Source organism: Hoeflea sp. YIM 152468 (assembly GCF_029210485.1).
GTDB lineage: Bacteria > Pseudomonadota > Alphaproteobacteria > Rhizobiales > Rhizobiaceae > Hoeflea.
The window spans coordinates 64,319-80,904 of sequence record NZ_JARGET010000008.1 but is presented as its reverse complement, the minus strand read 5'-3'; the positions used below and the strand labels follow the sequence as shown (position 1 = coordinate 80,904).

Genomic DNA, 16,586 nt, shown 5'->3' with positions numbered 1-16,586 from the left:
GGCCTGCAATCATGCCTCGTCCTGCCACCAGTCTCCGGACTTGCTCAGGGCTTCAATCCCTGCCGAATCGACCTCGCTCGACCAATCCGCGATGCTTTGCAGATTGACCACCGCTTGCGGTGCGATATCGGCAAGCGGCACCATCACGAAAGCCCGCTCGGTCATCCGCGGGTGCGGCACCGTCAGATCGGCATGATCGGACAGGAAGTCGCCGTGCAGGAGCACGTCGAGATCGATCGTGCGCGGTCCCCAGCGATCCGTGCGGACCCGGCCTAGCTGCAATTCTATCTCCAGGCACACTTTCAGCAATTGATGCGGATCGAGCGTCGTTTCCACCAGCGCACAGGCGTTGTGGAACCACTCCTGATCGGTATTGCCCCAGGGCGGTGTCCGGTAAAGCTTCGAGACCGTGCGGATTGCCACGTCGTCGCGCGCTTGCAGCAGCTTCAGCGCCCGCGCCATCGTCTGGCGCGGATTGCCGATGTTGCCGCCGAGCCCGATCGCCGCGATGACGGCCGCGGAATCAGCCACGATGTTCGACCGTGACTTCAATATGGTCCAGGATTCCTGGCACCGGTGCGCTGGGCTTGCGAACGGTGATGCGCGCCATGCGGATTTGCGGAAACCGGGCCGACAGTGCCTTGGCAATATCAAACGCCAGGGTTTCGATCATGCACCGCCGCTTGCCGGTGACAATCTCCTCGATCACCTTGAATGCCAGGCCGTAATGGACAGTCCCTTCGATGCGATCTTTGTCCAGCGCATCACCCCGCTCAACCTCAAGCTCGGCATCAACGAAGAAGCGCTGGCCGAGGACTTCCTCCTCGTCATGAACGCCATGGCGGGCAAAAAACGCACAATTGACCAGACGGATGGTGTAGCAGTCAGCCATGACCGGGCTCCTTTTCGCGGCTGCTTTGAACCATCGCGTCCGCAACCGCAAGTCCATCCCGGTTGAAAGCGACATTGTGCACCCGAAACATCGCCGCACCGGCAAACCGCAGAGCCACGCTGGTCGCCACCGTCCCGACATCGCGGTCGGACGCCTCACGCCCGGTCAGCGCGCCGACGAACCGTTTGCGCGACGTTCCCGCCAGCAACGGCAGCCCCATCGCATGCAATTCGGCAAATCGTGTCATCAGCTCCAGATTGTCTGACGCGTCCTTGGCAAATCCGAACCCCGGATCGAGCAGGATCTGGTCGTCTGCAATACCTGCGCTCCGGGCGATCTCCAGCGAGCCGGCGAACCAGTGGAGCTGGTCGTCAATCAGATCCGGCAGACGCGTCCGATCGCGCCCGGTATGCATGATGACGACTGCCGCGCCCGCCTCCGCCGCCTCGCGCGCAATCTGCGGTTCGCGCTGCAGCCCCCAGACATCGTTGATCAGATGCGCGCCGGCGGCAAGCGCCAGCCGGGCGGTTTCAGCCCGCCACGTGTCCACCGAGATCAGGATCTGGTGATCCTGCACCAATGCCTCGATCACCGGCATGATTCGCTGCTGCTCTTCCAGGGCGCTGACAGCATCCGCTCCCGGCCGGGTTGATTCACCGCCGATATCGATGATGTCGGCCCCCTCGCCGACCATGGCGCGCGCCGCGTTGATGGCCGCCTCCGCATCGGCGTGCCGGCCACCATCCGAAAACGAATCCGGGGTCACATTCAGAATTCCCATGATCCGTGCGCGCAGACCCAGCTCGAGCTGCCGATGACGGCCCAGCCTGTAAGGTCTCGGATCAAACACACGTTCGGAGGTTAAGGGCATGAGGCTTGTTTCCCGGCAACTGTGGCAATTTGGCTCCTGCTTGCTGTTGCATGAGCTGACGCCATGGCGCAAGTTCCCGGGCACTGTTTGAGACGGGAGTTTTCCATGGGCGCTGTTCGCCTCACCTTAACGGCGCTGTTGTTGCTGTGTCTTCCCGCAAGCCAGGGATCCGCCGACCCGTTGATCACAAAAACCTACGCCTATTTCACCGTTGGCGGCCTGACCGGTGCCGACCTCGAGCGCGAATTGTCCAAGCATGGACCGGTCCTCTCGAAATCCGGAATCCGGCATCCCGGCGCCACCAGAATCAAGCTCGGTGGCTCGGTCAAATATAAAAATGCCGGAGGCAAATGCCGCGTTGTCGCCGCCACCGTCAAACTCGAAACCCACCTGACGCTGCCACGCTGGAAAAACCGCAGCAAGGCAGACCGGCAAACGGTCCTGATCTGGGACACGCTGTCATCCGACATCAAGCGCCACGAAGAGCGGCATGCCGAAATTGCCCGCCAATATGCCCGCAAGCTGGAAAAGGCGCTGGAGGCGCTTCGTCCCGAGCCGACCTGCAAGCTGATGGAAGCCCGCGCCAGCCAAACCAGCAAGTCGATCATCGACAAACATGCGGCGGATCAGGAAAGATATGACCGGGTCGAGGCCGCCAGCTTCGAGCGGCGCATGCTGCGCATGCTTCGTTTCAAGGTCGAAAAGCTGCGCAGCGGCGGTTGATGCCGGGAGTGTGCGGCAAATGCCGGAACCGGGTCTGCGGGTCTACTCCCAAAGTTCCGATCTGACCTTCAAGGCGGAATTGCACTCAGATCAGTTTACAGCAGAGGCACTATCGGCAGGCACAAAATTCAGCACCGGCTGCAAAGATCGAAGAAAGAATGGAAAATCCGCTACGCGAAGAGCCGCATTGACTGTGCAGTGCAGCGCCGGACCTGTCAGGGCAGGCCTTCCGGTAGAGATACTTGCTCATGTCAAGGTAAAATGGCGCCCTTTCGGCGAACCCCAATTTTACACCCGGCACTCCTGACAATATTCGCACAAGGTTAATTAGTCGACTGTGATCTACGCGATTATCGCTGATTGATTGGTTACCCACTTGATCCAGATTTGGAGCCAAAGAAGCCTGATCCATTTGAGGATGAGGCGGAAGTTGTATCCGATGGCGGCGAGGATCGGGTTGATGGCGTCGCCTTTTTCGTGGGCGAGGTAATTGCGGTCCATTCTGTGTCCGGCTTTGAGATGCCCGATGACCGGTTCGACAGCTGATCGTCGTTTCATCTGGCGTTTGATGGCCGGTGTGACGCGGCGTTTCTGGCCTGCGGTGAAGACACGGAATTTGTGGCTTTGTGGCGCGTTGTGGCCTTTGTATCCGGCGTCTGCGAGGATGCGTTTGAGGGTCGCGCCTGTCAGCGCTTCGATCTCGGGGATCACTGTTGCGAGCGTATGGCCATCATAAGGCCTGCCGGGCAGCGCCTTGGCGTGGATGGCGAACTGGCCGCCCTTTGAGCGGTTGAGCGTTGTGGCGATCGAAGCCTTGACGCCGAACTCGTAAGGTCTGTGAGCCTTGCCCTTGCCAATACATTCGACCTCTGGCGCATGCAGGGAATAGATCTTCTTGGGGATGGCGTCGCGCGGCTTCTGGGTCATCACCCGTTCGGCCAGCCAGAGGGGACGCAGGAAGGCCTCTTCAAGCGCGGCATTGCCTTTGCTCTTGCGGCCGATGTCGCGAATGGTGCGCCCCAGATAGGTCTTGAGCTTTCTCAATTGCTTTCTCGCCCGTTTGAACTGCTTGGCGTGGGCGTAGCGCTGGTGGGCAATCAAGGCGCGCTTGCCGACCCTGGCATAGGACTGGCGCAGATCAATGCCTGCATCCCGGGCCTGCTTGACCAGCTTTTGGCGCGCCCGGTGGATCAGTTTGGCGTCGGTGGGAAAGGCGACATTCTTTTCCTGCACCGTGGTGTCAACGATCGCCTGGGTGAAGTCAGCAGGTCTGGCTGCCCCGACCTTCACTGCGACCGCTAGGCTTTCCTGCAGCAGCGACTGAATGTTTTCCTCACCCATCCGCTGACGCCAGCGGGTCATGGAGGAGCGGTCCAGCGGCAAGCTGTGGGAGAAGAATTCCTCGCCGCAGAAGTGCTGGTAATAGGGGTTCTCGACCCAGCGGGCGCAAACCTCCTCATCTGACAGGTTGTCGGCATATTTGAGAATGTGCAGCCCTGCCATCAGACGGGTGGGCAGCGCCGGATGACCGGGCTTGTCGCTGTAGTTGCCACCGCATTTTTGCGACAGGAATTGCCAGTCGATATGACCAGCCAGAACCACCTTTTCGTGGCCCATGTCGATGATCTGATCGAGCCTGGAGCGAAAAAGGTCGCTCTGGCCGGTTTGAACAACGTCACGAGGCTTCATCGCACCCTCCAAATCAACGATTGGAGCAGTGAATCACACCGAAAAGCACAAATCAAATTGCAAGAAACCCGCGCCAAAAAACCCGATCTCTTGCGAAAACGAATACTTGAAAATACCCGGTCAGGCAGTGAAATCAAATGGTTGGGAATTCTTCACGGACGACTAATTAGTTAAATATGATTTCAAGAGCACATTCAAAGAATTGATTCGGGCTCCCTGGCGCAAGGACCTCACTTGTTGATCCTCCCTCATCGAGTCTGGTCACTGATGCGCCCATTAGCCCCGTTTTCTCCTGTGGAAAGCGGGGCTATTTTTGCCTCATTACACCATATTACTTCACCCATGGATGAGAGCGGATCAACCGCCAGCCTCACTTGACCCCGAGCTTCTTCTGCAGGCTGGTCGAGGAGGTGGTGTACTGGAACACCAGCTTCTGATCCGGATGGGCAAGACGCTTGACCGCCTGCGTCATCAGGGCAGCTTCATGAAATCCCGACAGGATCAGCTTGAGCTTGCCCGGATACCAGTTGATGTCACCGATGGCGAACACGCCGGGGATGTTGGTTTCGAACTTCTCGGTGTCGACCGCAACCAGGTTTTCGTGTTGATTGAGGCCCCATTCAGCGATCGGGCCGAGCTTCATGGTCAAGCCGAAGAACGGCAGCATGCGATTGCACGCCACATCAACTTCGCCGTCCGGCGCCTTGATCGTTGCCGCGGCAAGCTGGCCATCCTCGCCCTTCAGTCCGGTCACTTGTCCGACCTGGAAATCGACCTTGCCCTCGTCGCGCAGGGCAAACATCTTGTTGACACTGTCGGGCGCCGCACGGAAATCGGCCCGGCGGTGCACCAGCGTCACCGACTTTGCCACCGGCTGCAGGTTGAGCGTCCAGTCGAGCGCGGAATCACCGCCGCCGACAATCAGCAGGTCCTTGTCACGAAACTCTTCCATGCGGCGCACGGAATAGAACACGCTCTTGTCTTCATAGGCCTCGATACCGGGCACCGGCGGTCGTTTCGGCTGGAACGATCCGCCGCCAGCGGCGATGACAACCGCATGGGTATGGAACAGTTCGCCCTCATCGGTCTCGACTTCGAAACGGCCATTGTCGAGCTTGCGAAAGCCCGCGACCATCCGGTTGAAATGGAACTGCGGCGAAAACGGCGCAATCTGCTCCATCAGCCGGTCGACAAGCGCCTGACCCGAGATCTCCGGCCAGGCCGGAATGTCATAGATCGGCTTTTCCGGATAGAGCTCGGTGCATTGCCCGCCTGGACGGTCAAGAATGTCGATCAGATGACATTTGAGATCGTAGAGGCCAAGTTCGAAAACGGCAAACAGACCCACCGGCCCGGCGCCAACAATAACGACATCGGTTTCAATCGGTGTAGACATCACAATTATCCGGATATGAGAGGAAAATCAGGCCTGCCGCTCGGGCACATGCACAACCAGTCCGTCGAGTTCTTCGCGAACCTTGATCTGACAGGAAAGTCGCGATGTCGGACGCACATCGAAGGCAAAGTCGAGCATGTCCTCTTCCATCGCCGCCGGCGCACCGACAATTTCCGACCATGCCTCATCGACATAGACATGGCAGGTCGCGCAAGCGCAGGCCCCGCCACACTCGGCTTCGATGCCGGGTACGGAGTTGCGGATCGCGTTTTCCATCACGGTTGAACCGTTCTCGGCTTCGACATCAAAGCGCGTACCGTCAAACGTGACAAGGGAGATTTTGGTCATTGCGGCCTCTGGCATTAACATGGGGTTGAGGCTTTCATACACGCTGGACAGTGTGAGGCAAGAATGAAAACCACGCTGCGACAGTGATACGCGGCATGGTTTTCCAAACTGGCTGTTTAACAGTGCAATTGCGGCGCCGCTTAGCGCGTCAGCCCGATAATGAACGTATCGGCATCGACCACAGCCCTGGTGAACGCCACCACTGCGGCGGAACTGTCCGGCTCAGCCTCAAGCGTGGCGGCGCAGCGCGCGACCTCGAAGGCTCCCACGCCCTTGGCAGCTCCGGCGATCTTGTGTGCCAGTTCGGAGCGGGCAGCGGCTTTCATCTCGTCAATCTGGGCCACGGCCTGCCGGACCTGGCGGGCAAACAGAGCCAGAACTTCCGTCTCCAGCGCCTTGTCCCCCCCGGTCTGGCGGGCAAGATGCACAAGGTCGATGGGTCGGCTTCCTGACGGGCGAGGCTGACAGCTAAGGTCCTGAACTTCAAACGCGATACTGAGCGCCGCCATTGCGGAATTCCTTTACTTCAACGATAGATGAGACAAGAATGGCTCCGTGAGGCTCTAGATCAGGTAAAGATTGCTGCGATGCCCCCTGGAAAACCTGCCGGAATGGTTAACAGCCCGTAAATATGGCGTTTCATTGACGTTTGTGGTTCTTTTCGAGACACGCAGATGTTAAAAACCAGTGGACGCAGCCCGTATCCCACCGCTTTAATTTGTTAATTAGCGTTGTGTGTGTCACTTATTTGAGAGTTTGAGGGTCTAGAATCGGTTAGCCCCGGTCGCGTCGTACGTCTATGCAAGCCGGTTGTGCTCGCCTGAGAGGTTCGAAATCGGGCTGTGCGCGCGCCCATACCCTGTTGAGAGTAACGAGGCTTGAGTGGCATGAGTAAGACACCAGCGGACAAGAGCATTGAAGAGCAGACCTTTGAGGCGCTTGAAGACGCCTTGAAGATCGACCTGGGTGATGACAGCCTGGACGCGCTTGATGAAATCTCGCTTGAAGAACTCGAGGTCAAGGTCTCCAGCGCGGCACGCGAACTCAAGGACGCCGGTGCGAAGAGCGCGGCTGCAGCAGGGACGGACAACACAGCCCCGAGTGAAAGCACAGCGCCCCGGTCTCCCACGCCGCCCTTCACGCCTGCAGGCCCGATGGCCCCTGCCAATGACGACAGCCGCAAGACCACGGCCGGATTGCTGCGGGCGCTCGAAAGCCGTTCAAGCCGCGGCGCCCTGCGCAACGCGGCACTGATATCGCTGTTGTGGACAGTCGGTGTGCTCGGCCTGGCCAACCTGCTGTTTGCGCCGGCCATCTGGCAGATCCGCTCTGTCACGGACCTGCTGGCCATGCCCGCAGCCATCGGCTTTCTTGTGGCCATCATCATCCCGATCCTGATTTTCTTCGCCTTTTCGATGATGATGGCCCGCGCCCGCGAAATGCGCTCCGCTGCCCGCTCAATGGCCGAAGTTGCCCTGCGTCTGGCTGAGCCCGAGAACGTCGCCGGCGACCGCATTCTCACCGTCGGCCAGGCTGTGCGTCGCGAAGTCTCGGCCATGAATGAAGGCATCGAACGGACCATCGCACGCGCGTCCGAGCTCGAAACGCTGGTTCATTCGGAAGTCAATGCGCTGGAGCGCAGCTATACCGACAATGAAATGCGCGTCCGCGGGCTGGTGCATGAACTCGGCAGCGAACGCGATGCCATCGTCAACCATGCCGAGCGCATCCGCGCCTCGATTGCCGGCGCCCATGAGCAGCTCAAGGAAGAACTGACGACCGCCAGCGAGGAAATCGCCACCCGGATCTCGACATCCGGTGAAGCCTTTGCCCAATTGATGGAAATCCGTGCCGCGGCGCTTCAGGAGCGCACGTCCAAGACCAGCCAGGAACTGGAGAACGTGCTTGACGGCCGCACCGAGGCGCTGATCACGGCCCTCAAGAGCTCCGGCGGCGAACTGACGGACGAATTCGACACCCGACTGGAAATGCTCAATGTGCAGCTCAATCATCGCGGCAAGGCGCTGTTGTCGGAATTTGAAACCCGGGCCTCGACACTTGACGCCAACACCGAGAAGCTCAATGCAGCGCTGGGCGAGCGCGCCCGTCAACTCAATGAAACGCTGATTGCCCGCACCCGCGAGATTTCCGACAGCCTGTTCGATGGCCAGCAGGCCATTGCCTCAGGCCTTGAGGCGACCCTTGCCTCGCTCAATTCCGCTCTCGATGAGAAGGGCGCGTCGTTCAGCCAGGCGCTCAAGTCGAGCGCCGACGATGCCATCATGGATCTCGATCTGCGCTCCGGGTTCTTCGAGGAGAAGCTTGAATCCACCGTCGGCCGCCTGACCGGCGCCTTCGACGAGCGTGTCGGCGAATTCACATCCGCCTTCGACAGCCGCATTGGCAGCCTCGACGGCAAGCTGTCTGACAGCCTGTCACGCATCAACGAGACTCTGAACGGTGGCACCAGCGCCATGGACGGCATTCTCGCCGCCAGCCTCGAGCGCATTGGCTCGACCCTCTCGGACCGCAGCCAGGCCCTCGAATCCGCGCTGGCCGGCGGTGCCGACCGCATCGAGAGTTCCACATCCGATGTCGCCGAGCGGATCGAGGTTTCCGCTTCGAGCGCGGCCGAACGTGTCGAAGCCACGGCAGCAAGCGTCGCCGAGCGGATGCAGTCCACAGTCGACGAACGCACCGGAGCCCTTGAAAAGGCGCTCACCGACGGGGCCGAGCGTATCGTTGCCTCCAGCTCCACTGTTGCAGAGCAGATGGATGCCTCCACCGCCACGGTGGCCGAGCGCATGGAAGCGACGGCAGCCGAGCGCACCGGGGCGCTTGAGAAGGCGCTGACGGAAGGGGCAGAGCGCATTGTTGCCTCCACGGCCTCGGTTGCCGAACACGTCGATCTCTCCACAGCCAATGTGGCCGTGCTCATCGACACGACACTGACAAACCGGACTGACGCCATGGAGAAGGCTCTCGCCGCTGGCGCGGAGCGGATTGATGCCACCTTGAACGAGCGGTCCGCCGCGCTGTTCGGTTCGCTTGCCGAAAGCACCGAGAGCCTCGATCGCAGGCTGGCCGAGCGCGCCGGTACGTTCAGCGCATCGGTCGATCAGGCCGGTGATGCCCTCGACGAACGCCTGGCAGCCCGCGCCAAGGCGATCGAATCCGGGCTTGCCTCGGCATCGGAACGGCTCGCGGCCACGCTCGATGTCGAAGGCCAGCGCTTCACGGAAATCGCCAAATCCGCCTCCGATCAGGTTGATGCAACGTTCCTCAAGGGCACCGATCATATCGACGAGCGCCTGACGACAATGAACAATATGCTGGGCATCGGCCTCGACACCGTGTCCAAGACAATCGAAGGCAAGGCAACAGGTCTCGCCGCCAAACTTCGCGAAGCGGTCTCACAAGCGTCAGCCGAACTTGACGCCGAAGCCCTCAAGGCCGGCGAAAGCCTTCAATCTGTCAGCACCGGCTTTGCCGGCCGCATGGATGAACAGACGCGTGAGTTTGTCCATCGTATCGACACGCATGTCGACGAGCGCACCGCCAACATTGCCAGCCACGCCGAAAACATTGCTGCGCGGATTTCGGCCGGCGCCACCGAACTGAGTGGCGAAGCCAACCGGATCAGCGATCTTGTCGAGCGCGTCGGCGAGACCGTCGGCAAGCAGGCCGATGCGATTTCCGAAACTCTTGACGCCACCGAAGCCCGCTTTGCCGCGCAGGCCACTGCACTGGCGTCCCGCCTGGAGCAGGAAACCGGAGCGATTTCGACCCGTATCGGAGAAACCGCCAGCGAACTGGTGTCCAGTCTCGATGACAAGGCAGAAGCCATTAACGTCCGTCTGGCCGATTCCGGTGACAAGCTTGTTGCCCGCACCGGTTCACTGGGTGAAGCGCTCGATCAGAAGGCGGTCACAATCATCCAGCGGCTGGTCGAGGCAGAGCAGGCTATGGATGTTCGCGCCACTGCGGTTCATTCCACACTTGATGAGCGCACGCGTGAACTTAACTCGATGCTTGCCAGCCGCTCCGCGGAACTGTCACGCGTCATCGATGAGCAGGCCCGTCCGCTGGTGGACCGCTACGTGTCCAGCGGCGAGGAATTCGCCGACCGCCTGACCGAGGTCACCCAGGCTTCGACCGATCGTCTGCGCGCCGAAAACGCAGCTCTGATCAACGCCATCACCAACCGCACCAGCGAGACCCTTTCGGCCATCGAGTCCGTCAATCAAAGCCTCAGCGGCAATGTTGGCGCCTTGCTCGAGCGTCTTGGCGCCAGCAATCAGGAAATCTCCAGCGTCATCGCCACGGCGGCGAGCACACTTGGCGCAGCCAATTCCCAGCTCTCACAGACCTCCGGCGAGATCTCCGCCTCGACCGAAAAGGCAGCCGAACTGCTGTCGGGCTCGGCCCGCCTGCTCGATGGCAAGGTCGAACGGCTCACCGATATTTCCAGCCGCACCCTCAACCAGGTTGGCGCCATCGCCGGTCGCTTTGACGATCACTCCAAGGTTCTGGCCTCTGCATCCGACCTCCTGGGCGCGGCGCAGTCCAACCTGGCAACCACGCTCGAAGAGCGCCGCGAAGCGCTGCAGTCGCTTTCACTTGGGCTGGTCAGCCGCTCCGAGCAGATCGAGGCCACGATGCAGTCGCTCGAAGGCATCGTCGAGCAGGCTTTCGCCGGCGCCGACGACCTTTCCAAGCGTGCGGCCATGCGCCTCGAAGGCGGCCTGCGCAACGCTGCAGAGAATGCCGGCAAACTGTTGGGCGAAACCGAGGACCGGGCTCATGCCGCCGCCGGCCTGATGCGCGAAAGCATGCGCGAAGCCCTGAACGAAGCCGATACGATTTTGAGCCAGACCGAAGGCCGCGCCCAGAAGGCAGCAGGATCGGTGCGGATCAGCCTGCAGGCCGCGATGGAGGATGCCGACAAGCTTCTCAACTCCACCGAAGGCCGTGCCCAGTCGGCTGCGGACTCCTTGCGCCAGAGCCTCAATGCGGCAATGGCCGATGCCGACAAGCTTCTCAGCACAACCGAGACACGGGCCCAATCCGCTGCCGGTTCGATGCGCGAAAGCGTCCGCGAAGCCATCGAGGACGCCATTGGCCGGTTCTCCGGTGCGACCGAGGAAATCCGTCAGTCGGCGGCAAGCATCCGCAGCGAGCTGGACGACACCCGCAGCGAGCTCAAGCGCGGTGCATTTGATCTGCCTGAAGAAACCCGCGAGAGTGCTGCAGCGATGCGCCGCGCGGTCGGCGATCAGATCAAGGCGTTGCAGGAACTGTCTCAGATCGTCGGTCAATCCGGCTATCGTGCCGAGGTCGCCGAACCGGCGCCGCGCCCCCGTGCTGTGGCACAACAGCAACCGGCGCCACGCCGCGACCCTGCGCCTGCTGCTGCTGCCCCGGCACCCCGCGCCGAACCGGCAGCACCCGCCCAGCGCGCGCCCCTGCGTGGCAGTCTCGACACTGCGGCAGCCGCGCCGGCCAAGAGCCAGGGCTGGGTCAGCGATCTTCTGCGCGCCGCCTCGCGCGAGGAAGAGGCGCCCGCGCCTGCTCCCGTTGCCAACCGCACCCCGGAGCGCAATCCGCGTCATGTGGTTGAATCGCTGAACTCGCTGTCGGTCGACATTGCCCGCGCCATCGACCATGACGCCTCGGTGGATCTGTGGCGGCGGTATCAGCGCGGTGAGCGCGACGTCTTCACCCGCAGGCTTTACACCCTCAAGGGCCAGCAGACCTTTGACGAAATCAAGAACAAGTACGGCCGCGAGCCGGAGTTCCGCGCAGCCGTCGATCGCTATATCGCCGATTTCGAAAAGCTGCTGTCCGATGTTGCGCGCAACGACCGCGACAACATGATGACCCAGACCTATCTGACTTCGGACACCGGCAAGGTCTATACCATGCTGGCCCATGCCAGCGGCCGCTTCGGACGCAACTGACGGCACGCGCCATTGTCGATGCCGCGACCCGGCCATCTGTCGAAAACCCCGCCACCGCGCGGGGTTTTCAGTTTCTGGCTCGGGTGAAATCACCTTTCACGGCGAGGCAGCACCGACCTTAACGCAGCGTGCGGCAAACCCGCCCTGATGCGTCCTTATGCCATCCGGCCCGCAGCCGGAAAATATGCAAAACCAAGGCCGTACTCCGCTCTCGTGACTCATGCGAGCGAAACCGAAAACAGCATCAGCATTCAGGAAGAGTTTCTATGGCGTTGGCACTCATGGCCTATGGTTCAATCATTGGCGTTCTCGCCTGGGCCGCATGGCGGGGCGGAGATACCGAGAAGGTGATGTTTGTCATCAACACCCTCTTGCTGTGGCTGAGCGCCATATGGCTGTTCGGCTATCCCGCCTTGATCGGCCCCGCGATAGTGGCAGCCGTCGGCTATCTGGCCCTGCTGGTGGTGTTAACGTCGTCAGACATGATGTCGCAGACGGCGGCTCAGGCAGCGCCCACGGCCCCGCAGGGCGATGACAGCTGAGCGCCAGAGGCAAACACGTCAATCTGACAGCAGGCGCGAGCCGGTCCGGGATTATCCGGTCTCAGATCCTGGACAATGTCCAGCCGACCATATCGCGCACCACGACCTCGAAGGCACGGTCGAGCGATTGCACATAGGCGGCATTGCTGGAGCCTGACACCGGCGCGGTCGAGCGGAACACCTTCGACGCCAGCACCACACCATTGCGGTCATTGAGCACTTTGGCCGAAATTTCGACAACCGCCTGTTCGCCCGCATCCGCCTTGATCTCGAAGGCGCGGATGGCGGTAATGATCTTGTAGTCGATTGCCAGACCGTCGCCGGGACGGCCAACGCCGCCGACCTGGCCGGAGTTCTCGAACGCCTGGACCAGCTTGTCCTGCACGATGTTGGGCAGCCGGTCGGACCATTGCGACTTTGCCAGATACTGGATCGCCGACGGCGTTGGACGGATCACGATCTGCTCGCTGTCGAGCGCCTTGAGCGCTGTCGGCTCGGAAATCAGGATCTGGCGGTTGCGGGCCGTCTGACCTGCCACCTCAGGCGCAGTCGAAAGGCCATAGGTATCGGGCGGCGTGCTGGCGACAAGGCCGCCCGCGCAACCGGACAGGACTGTTGCCAACACCATTGCAGCAATCCGTTGACTCGCTTTCACGCTTACGCCACTCCCCCAGGCCGCACCCGGCCGATTAGCAATTCGTTAACATTTGTCTTGCGACGCAGCAGCAAAAGAGTCAACGCCGTGTACGCCCGTCATATTGTTTGACCGTGTCTCCACCAAAAATAAGCCGTTGCGGATCCTTCTCGATTGTCGATACCGAGCGCTCGATGCGCTGGATCGAACGCCGCGCCTCATTGACCAGCGCCTCGACATCACGCAGTCCGGAACCGGAAAACCGTTGCAGGTTGTCGGCTATCGGGCCAATGCGGGCATTGAGCGAATCGGCCATATCCCGGAACGATTTCAGCGTCGCCTCGGCATCCGCGATCAGCGTTGAGGCGTCGCTCTCGCCGAGGAAATTGTCGAGCTTGGCCAGCACGCCGTCGACACGGGCCGAGGCTGCATTGAGCCGTCCGCTCATTTCCTTGACGTCGGTGATGATCAGATCGAAATCCTCCTGCCGCGCGCCGAAGGTCTCGGCCACGCCGCGCGCGTCGGCGAGTGCCTTGCGGGCATCGGCGCTGGCAACCGCGATGTCATCCATGGCCTGGCCGACCTTGGCCGGGTCGATCCCGTCGATCACCTTGTCGACCTTGGCCAGCGACGTGCCGGCATCGGCGGCCAGGGTCTGCAGCGATTGCGCCGTCGTGCTGAAACTCTCCAGGGTCTTGGTGATCTCGCCCGAAGCGCTGGCGACCTCGCCGGTGACCTTGTCGACATTGGCCAGAATGCGATCGATCTTGTCCGGATCAACCGCATTGATCAGGTTTTCCGCCGATCCGAGCGCGCTGTCGATCCGTCCCGACAGCGATTTGACCGTTTCCGACAGACTGGCGACGCTCTTGAGAAAATCGTCGATGCCGTCGGCATTGTCCTTGAGCGCGCCGGTGAACACTTCGGTGTTCCTCAGTGTTTCGGTCAGCGGTGAGCGCGCATCCTTGATGAAGCCCTCGACCTCCCCGATCACCCGGTTGGCCCGGGTGAGAATATCATCCGCCGTTGCCAGAAGGTTGGTCACACCCGACGGGTCGGCTTCGATCACCGGGATGGCGCCCTCGTCCCTGGCCTTGTACAGGACATTGTCCTTGGTCGGGGTGCCGCCCTGCAATTCGATATAGGCCGATCCTGTCAGGCCCTGAATCTCGAGGGCCGCCTTCGTGTCGGTGTAGATGGGCGTGTTGGTCTGCACCTCGGTCTGCGCGATGACGAAGTCGGGACTGTCGGGATCAATGCTGAGCCGGCGGACGACACCGGACTGGATGCCGTTGAAACGCACCGGCGAGCCGACGGAAAGCCCGTTGGCCGATCCCGGAATGCGCACGATCAGCTGGATGGTTTCGCCCGCCCCGCCATAGCGCGCCATCCAGTAGACAAAGCCGAAGGCCGACAGCATCACCACAAGAGTGAAAAAGCCGACAATGGCGTAATTGGCCCGCGTTTCCATTACTTCGTTTCGCTTTTCTGGCCGCTTGAGTGCTGCAGGCCGGTCTCTTGCTGCTGGCTTCGGCGCGGGATCATCCGTGCCCGCTTGCCTTGGAAATAGGACTGCACCCAGGGATCGTCAAATGAAAGCATGTCTTCAACCGTTCCTTCCACCAGCACCCGCTTCTGACCCAGCACCGCGATGCGATCACACACCGAAAACAGGCTGTCGAGATCGTGGGTTACCATGTAGACCGTCAGGCCAAGCGTGTCACGCAACTGCGCGATCAGCTCATCGAACTCCGCCGCCCCGATCGGGTCAAGCCCGGAGGTCGGCTCATCGAGAAACACCAGATCCGGATCGAGTGCCAGCGCCCGCGCCAGCGCCGCGCGCTTGATCATGCCGCCGGACAATTCCGAGGGGTATTTGTCGGCGGCGTCCGGCGCCAGTCCCACCATCGCCACCTTGAGATCCGCCAATTCGTCCATCAGCGATTGCGGCAGGTTGAGATATTCCCGCATCGGCACCTGAATGTTCTCGCGTACAGTCAGGGCCGAAAACAGCGCGCCGTGCTGGAACAGCACACCCAGGCGCATGTCGAGTTCGATCTTCTTGGCGTCACCGACCTTGTCGTAATCTTCGCCGAGAATGCGGATGACACCTTTCTGGCGCGGCAGCAGCCGCAGGATGGCGCGCATCAGCACGGATTTGCCGGTCCCCGAGCCGCCCACAAACCCGAGAATTTCACCGCGATAGACGTCGAGGTTGAGCTGATCGAGCACCACATTGGTGCCGAAGGCAACCCGGATGTCGTGCGCGGAAAGGATCACTTCGGGTCGGCTGGTATCAGTTGGGCGAGATTGCGGCATCGGGTCCGGACTCAAAAATCGATGGCTGCGTAGAACATGGCGAACAGCCCGTCGACGAGAATGACAATGAAGATCGACTTGACCACCGAAGCGGTCACGCGCTGACCCAATGATTCGGCGCTGCCGCCGACTTTCATGCCTTCCACCGCGGCAACAATGCCGATGATCAGCGCCATGAACGGGGCCTTGATCATGCCCGAGGTCACGGTCGACAGATCGATCGCCTCGCGCAGCCTGGTGATGAAGACATCCGGCGTGATCCCCGAATAGCTCCACGAGACGGCGGCGGCGCCGGCCAGCGCGGCAAAGTTCGCCACCACCGTGAGCAGCGGCAGCACCACCGTCAGGGCCACCAGCCGCGGGAACACCAGCACCCCGACCGGGTTGAGCCCCATCACCTTGAGCGCGTCGACCTCCTCGCGCATTTTCATCGAGCCGATTTCGGCGGTGATCGCACTGCCTGAGCGGCCCGCGATCATGATGGCAGTCAGCAGCACACCGATTTCGCGCAATTGCAGAATGCCGACGAGGTCGACGACGAAGACCTCGGCCCCGAAATAGCGCAGCTGGAAAGCGCCCTGCTGGGCGATGATGGCGCCGATCAGGAAGCTCATCAGCATGATGATCGGCACCGCGCGGACACCCATACGGTCGATATGGGTGACGATCGCCGCCGGCGAGATCCCGGCCGAGCGGTTGAGCTTGAGCTGCGCGCCACGGACCGCCGATCCGAGGATATAGAGCGATGCGACGAAATCATCGGAGAGCTCGTACACGGTCCTGCCGATGGGGGCGAAGATCCGCTCAAACCCGGGTGGCTTTTCCGGCGCGGACCGGGCTGCGCCGTCGACCATGTCGGGAATCGCCTCGATCAACTCGGCCACCTGATGCGAAGCGCCGGCCAGCTCGACCCCGGCGCCGCGGGCTTTCGCCGCCGCCATCAATTTGCGCACCAGCCAGGCGCCGGCGGTGTCGAAATTGCTGACATTTTCAAGATCGATGACCAGCGGTTCGCCCGAAAGCCGGGCCTGCAGTTCCTGCAACTTGCCATAGACGCCGGAAATCGCCGCATGCCGCCAGTCGCCTGTCAAAACCAGCCGCTCACCCGCCGCGTCGACCTCGTGCCTGATGCGCGCCGACGGGCTTGTGTTGTCGCCTGAAGGGACCTCGACTCCTGTCTCATTTTGTTGTTTGGTCAACATGCCTCACACA

At 61.3% G+C, this 16,586-nt stretch carries 14 protein-coding genes; 3 read left to right on the top strand and 11 right to left on the bottom strand.

The window, feature by feature from the left end; all coding sequences use genetic code 11:
* Window positions 1-9 precede the first annotated feature (9 nt).
* Genes folK through folP form a run of 3 tightly spaced genes read right to left on the bottom strand, consistent with a single transcriptional unit; the run spans window position 10 to window position 1,763 of the window.
* Window positions 10-531 carry a 2-amino-4-hydroxy-6-hydroxymethyldihydropteridine diphosphokinase gene (folK, locus tag PZ897_RS04525; RefSeq protein ID WP_275750317.1) on the bottom strand — a complete coding sequence of 174 codons (522 nt, stop codon included), beginning with the start codon at window positions 529-531 and terminating at the stop codon, window positions 10-12.
* Window positions 524-892 carry a dihydroneopterin aldolase gene (folB, locus tag PZ897_RS04520; protein WP_275750316.1) on the bottom strand — a complete coding sequence of 123 codons (369 nt, stop codon included), beginning with the start codon at window positions 890-892 and terminating at the stop codon, window positions 524-526. Before folB ends, folK begins: the two co-directional genes overlap by 8 nt.
* The gene (gene folP / locus PZ897_RS04515; RefSeq protein ID WP_275750314.1) at window positions 885-1,763 is read right to left on the bottom strand and encodes a dihydropteroate synthase; all 879 of its coding nucleotides are present in this window, start codon (window positions 1,761-1,763) and stop codon (window positions 885-887) included. The genes folB and folP overlap by 8 nt, the downstream gene beginning before the upstream one ends.
* 105 nt (window positions 1,764-1,868) lie before the next feature.
* Here folP and PZ897_RS04510 point away from each other — a divergent pair, with 105 nt between their 5' ends.
* Entirely contained in the window at window positions 1,869-2,486 is a 618-nt protein-coding gene (locus PZ897_RS04510) for a DUF922 domain-containing protein (protein WP_275750312.1), read from the top strand.
* A gap of 342 nt (window positions 2,487-2,828) precedes the next feature.
* Here PZ897_RS04510 and PZ897_RS04505 read toward each other — a convergent pair whose 3' ends face one another.
* From PZ897_RS04505 to PZ897_RS04490, 4 genes are all read right to left on the bottom strand, one after another.
* Window positions 2,829-4,175 carry an IS5 family transposase gene (locus PZ897_RS04505; RefSeq protein ID WP_275750311.1) on the bottom strand — a complete coding sequence of 449 codons (1,347 nt, stop codon included), beginning with the start codon at window positions 4,173-4,175 and terminating at the stop codon, window positions 2,829-2,831.
* A gap of 370 nt (window positions 4,176-4,545) precedes the next feature.
* Complete coding sequence (locus PZ897_RS04500; RefSeq protein ID WP_275750309.1) at window positions 4,546-5,571, bottom strand: NAD(P)/FAD-dependent oxidoreductase; 1,026 nt, start codon at window positions 5,569-5,571, stop codon at window positions 4,546-4,548.
* A gap of 27 nt (window positions 5,572-5,598) precedes the next feature.
* Window positions 5,599-5,919 carry a 2Fe-2S iron-sulfur cluster-binding protein gene (locus PZ897_RS04495; RefSeq protein WP_275750307.1) on the bottom strand — a complete coding sequence of 107 codons (321 nt, stop codon included), beginning with the start codon at window positions 5,917-5,919 and terminating at the stop codon, window positions 5,599-5,601.
* Window positions 5,920-6,059: 140 nt separating this feature from the next.
* A complete protein-coding gene (locus PZ897_RS04490; protein WP_275750305.1) occupies window positions 6,060-6,428 on the bottom strand; it encodes an Hpt domain-containing protein in 369 nt (122 codons plus the stop codon).
* A gap of 378 nt (window positions 6,429-6,806) precedes the next feature.
* Between PZ897_RS04490 and PZ897_RS04485 the strand changes: the two genes are divergently transcribed.
* A complete protein-coding gene (locus PZ897_RS04485) occupies window positions 6,807-11,879 on the top strand; it encodes a hypothetical protein (protein ID WP_275750304.1) in 5,073 nt (1,690 codons plus the stop codon).
* Between the two features lie 266 nt (window positions 11,880-12,145).
* Window positions 12,146-12,421, top strand: coding sequence for a hypothetical protein (locus PZ897_RS04480; protein ID WP_275750302.1), 276 nt, complete (start codon window positions 12,146-12,148; stop codon window positions 12,419-12,421).
* Between the two features lie 61 nt (window positions 12,422-12,482).
* On the opposite strand, the gene PZ897_RS04475 is transcribed toward PZ897_RS04480, so the two are convergent.
* The 4 genes from PZ897_RS04475 to PZ897_RS04460 form a co-directional block, all read right to left on the bottom strand.
* Window positions 12,483-13,049, bottom strand: a complete 567-nt coding sequence (locus PZ897_RS04475; protein ID WP_275750300.1) for an ABC-type transport auxiliary lipoprotein family protein — start codon at window positions 13,047-13,049, stop codon at window positions 12,483-12,485.
* Between the two features lie 106 nt (window positions 13,050-13,155).
* Window positions 13,156-14,526 carry an MlaD family protein gene (locus tag PZ897_RS04470; RefSeq protein WP_275750299.1) on the bottom strand — a complete coding sequence of 457 codons (1,371 nt, stop codon included), beginning with the start codon at window positions 14,524-14,526 and terminating at the stop codon, window positions 13,156-13,158.
* Window positions 14,526-15,374, bottom strand: coding sequence for an ABC transporter ATP-binding protein (locus PZ897_RS04465; RefSeq protein WP_275750297.1), 849 nt, complete (start codon window positions 15,372-15,374; stop codon window positions 14,526-14,528). The genes PZ897_RS04470 and PZ897_RS04465 overlap by 1 nt, the downstream gene beginning before the upstream one ends.
* Before the next feature lie 11 nt (window positions 15,375-15,385).
* Entirely contained in the window at window positions 15,386-16,576 is a 1,191-nt protein-coding gene (locus tag PZ897_RS04460) for an MlaE family lipid ABC transporter permease subunit (protein WP_275750295.1), read from the bottom strand.
* Between the last annotated feature and the right edge of the window lie 10 nt (window positions 16,577-16,586).